We start from the raw sequence: 1833 nt of genomic DNA, 5'->3' as shown, positions 1-1833 counted from the left end.
ACCATATTGCTTACGATTATAATCAGGTTTTTCTTTGTGAAACATAGGGATTACCTCACAACTTTTCTTACCTCTATTATACGACTTTACAAAAAGAAAAGCCCTTAGAAACTTGAGTTCTAAGGACTTTGTCTTCAATCTGACATGTGAGCTAGTTCTAGTTCACATGTTTTTGAGAAAAATCTTTTTGCTTAATTCTTTACTAGAAAATAAGCGGGGAATGTTAAACTGCCAAACTTTATGCTAGACTAGAAATATGGAACATCATTTTAATCATCGAGCAGAATCATTTGATTCTTCAAAAAATCAATTTTTGGCCGATCTTGTTTATCAGCATATAGTAAAACAAGTGCCTGATTTGTCGAACAAATCAGTCTTAGACTTTGGAGGCGGAACTGGCCTTATCGCCCTTCCTCTTGCCAAACAAGCTAAATCAGTGACCTTGGTTGATATTGCAGACAAGATGCTTGCGCAAGCTCGTCTCAAGATTGAAAGCCAAAAGCTTGCAAACCTATACTTGATTCAACAGGATTTATTACTTGAACCACTTGAAGAAGAGTTCGACCTTATTATCGTCAGTCGAGTTCTTCATCATATGCCTAATCTCGAGGACAGTCTGGCTATGTTCAAGGAACATGTGGCTCATGGCGGACAACTCTTTATCGCTGATTTTACTCTACCAGATGGAGAGACACACGGTTTTATCATTTCTGAACTTGAAGAAAGTCTCAGTCAACAAGGTTTCTCGGAAATAACAAGTCAAATACTCTACAGCTCAGACCATCTCTTTCTCCATAAACCTTCCCAATTATTTCTTACAAGCAGCAAGAATATTTAGCCCTTAGAGTATCAGATAAGCCCTAAAAACAAAGCAAATGCTAATCTTTACTCAGTTTTTGCATTTTCCCAATAGATAAGGTATAATAGTTGTATTGTCTTTTGGGGTCGTTACGGATTCGACAGGCATTATGAGGCATATTTTGCGACTCGTGTGGCGACGTAAACGCTCAGTTAAATATAACTGCAAAAAATAACACTTCTTACGCTCTAGCTGCCTAAAAACCAGCAGGCGTGACCCGATTCGGATTGCTCGTGTCTGATGACAGGTCTTATTATTAGCGAGATACGATCAAGCTTCGTCTAGCAGTTTGATAAGAGATTTATAGACTCGCAGTTCCTAGGCTTGAGTTATGTGTCGAGGGACTGTTAAAACAATACATAACCTATGGTTGTAGACAAATATGTTAGCAGGTGTTTGGACGTGGGTTCGACTCCCACCGGCTCCATTATATTAAAAAACGTTGATGATCTCAACGTCAGAACGAAGACAAACGTCATTTTTGGCGTTTGTTTTTTTCTCTTTTCAAAAATAGTTTGTCTCATCATCTGATATTCTATTCAAAAATCTGAATTTGAGAAAAATAAAAAGGGATATTCTCTATCCACTTCACTAATTTTTTGATATTTAAACACGCCAAAGTAAGCCCAACCTGATCCTCCATTTTGGACTTTCCTATCTCAAATTATGGTACTCCTTAGCCGTTCCAAAGAGTCGTTCAATTGTTTCTTTGTGCTTCTTATAGAGCTCTTTCATTTCTCTTTGGTGACGAATCTCCTCACAAAATTCAAGGGCATCTTTCCAGACATGTCTCGTTACTACTTTTTGAAAATTCTTGCTTTGAGTACAAACGGATAATAAAGGACAGGCAACACATACTTGGGGATTACTCTTATACTCACGGTAGCCTTCTCGAGTGGTAGTGCGATAGTTTAATACTTGATTCTCTGGACAAATATAAGAGTCATGACTTGCATCATAAACAAAATTACTAG

At 37.6% G+C, this 1833-nt stretch carries 1 protein-coding gene, 1 other RNA gene and 1 pseudogene; 2 read left to right on the top strand and 1 reads right to left on the bottom strand.

The window, feature by feature from the left end:
- Positions 1-256 precede the first annotated feature (256 nt).
- Complete coding sequence (locus tag ADF68_RS07950; RefSeq protein WP_049549345.1) at positions 257-838, top strand: class I SAM-dependent DNA methyltransferase; 582 nt, start codon at positions 257-259, stop codon at positions 836-838.
- 103 nt (positions 839-941) lie between these two features.
- Positions 942-1289, top strand: a transfer-messenger RNA (tmRNA) gene (gene ssrA, locus ADF68_RS10200).
- A gap of 105 nt (positions 1290-1394) precedes the next feature.
- Here ssrA and ADF68_RS07945 read toward each other — a convergent pair.
- A pseudogene (locus ADF68_RS07945) lies at positions 1395-1833 on the bottom strand (transposase); the annotation flags it as partial.

It is taken from the genome of Streptococcus pseudopneumoniae (assembly GCF_001068775.1).
Taxonomy (GTDB): domain Bacteria; phylum Bacillota; class Bacilli; order Lactobacillales; family Streptococcaceae; genus Streptococcus; species Streptococcus pseudopneumoniae_N.
Note: the sequence above shows the minus strand (reverse complement) of the source record. Positions and strands in the feature narration are given on the sequence as shown.

What these genes read in the sequence shown, in the direction of transcription:
- ADF68_RS07950 (WP_049549345.1), top strand. Translation starts at nt 257, where the DNA reads ATGGAACATCATTTTAATCATCGAGCAGAATCATTTGATTCTTCAAAA.